This is a genomic window from Stenotrophomonas sp. 05L44_2 (genome assembly GCF_056665995.1).
Window position 1 is genome coordinate 1 of sequence record NZ_JBFTNR010000873.1, and the last position, 1,536, is coordinate 1,536.

The following is a 1,536-nucleotide window of genomic DNA, read 5'->3' on the forward strand; positions in this document are numbered from 1 at the left end:
ACCACCGAATGAGTTTCGAAAGGTTCGATGTGCAGATCGCTTGCACCGTCACGCGCGGCCTGTGCCAGCAGGGCGTTGATCATGCGGATCACCGGCGCGTCGTCCTGTGCATCCAGCAGATCGGTCACCTCGGGCATGTCCTGCATCAGCCGGTCGAGATCGACTTCACTTTCGGCCGCGCCGACCAGTGCAGCGGCATCGCCACCGTCACGATACTGCTCGCCCAACCGCTGCTGCCAGGCCGCCGCATCCAGCACCTGGAACGGCAGCGGCCCATGCCGGCGGCGCAGTTCGGCCACCGCCCAGGCGGCGGTCTCGGCAGTTCCCAGCAGAACCGGCGCGCCGCCTGCTTCGGCCAGCATCACGCCGTGGCTGCGCACCCAGGCATACGGCAGCGCTGGCGGCGGCGTGGCCATGCTCATGGGCCGATGACCAGTTCCGGGGTGTAGCCCAGCCCGCGCAGCTGCTGCAGCGCCGGGTCGAGCGTGGCCGGGTCGCGTGCCACCCGCACCCGCAGTCGCTGTCCGGTTTCGCCCGGCGTGGTTTCGGCATAGGCCTGCAGGCCAAGCGCGCGCACCTGTGCCACGGCCTGCGTGGCACGCGCTGCATCCAGCCCCTGCGCGAACTGCACCACCTGCACAGTGCCCTCGCTGGCCGGATACAACGCCGCAAGGCTGCCGTTCTGCAGCGGCTGGCCCTGTCCATCGCGCGCATTGCCCTGGCCGAGCACAGACAGGTCCTGCGGTGGCAGCTGCGGCGCCGACAGCGCCGGCAATGCCCAGCTCTGCACCGGCTGCGCGCCGGCCTGTGCATTGCGCATGTAGTCGTAGCGGTCGCGGGTCAGGCGCTGGCCGGCAGCCGGGTCACGCACCACGTGCGGGCGCAGGAACACCATCAGGTTGGTCTTSGYGCGCTTGCGSGTGTCACTGCGGAACAGTGCGCCCAGCACTGGAATCTTGCCCAGGCCCGGCACCGCATCACGGCCATGACTGACGCTGTCTTCCAGCAGGCCGCCCAGCACCATGATCTGGCCGTCATCGAGCAGCACGCTGGTGTCCAGCGCGCGCTTGTTGGTGATGATGCCGGCGCTGCCCGAGCTCTGCGCATCGATGCTGCTGACTTCCTGGTAGATGTCCAGCTTCACCGTGCCGCCCTCGGAAATCTGCGGGCGCACCCGCAGCTTCAGGCCCACGTCCTCGCGTTCGATGGTCTGGAACGGGTTGTTGCTGCCACCACCGCCATCGGTCACATAGCGGCCACTGACGAAGGGCACGGTCTGCCCGACCATGATGCTGGCCGCCTCGTTGTCCAGCGTCATCAGGTTCGGCGTGGAGAGGATGTTGGCGCCGCCTTTGCTCTGCAGTGCGTTGGCCAGCGCCTTCATGTTGAGGATCTGGCCCACGCCCGGCAGGTTGATCGTGCCGTCGATCACGCCGACGTTCAGCCCGTCCTTCGGCAGCACGTCGAGCGTGGTGCGCGCGGTGGTGTTCAGCCCACTACCACCGGTGGTGCCGCCGAAATGGGTGCCACCGAAGG

Annotated in this window: 1 protein-coding gene and 1 pseudogene; both read right to left on the reverse strand. The window is 68.3% G+C overall.

Going from position 1 to position 1,536, the window contains the following annotated elements; all coding sequences use genetic code 11:
- A pseudogene (locus AC1VAN_RS21550) lies at nucleotides 1-416 on the reverse strand (type II secretion system protein GspE); the annotation flags it as partial.
- Nucleotides 417-418: 2 nt separating this feature from the next.
- Nucleotides 419-1,536: SPOR domain-containing protein (locus tag AC1VAN_RS21555; protein WP_480986709.1), on the reverse strand; the 1,118-nt coding region annotated here is incomplete at its 5' end.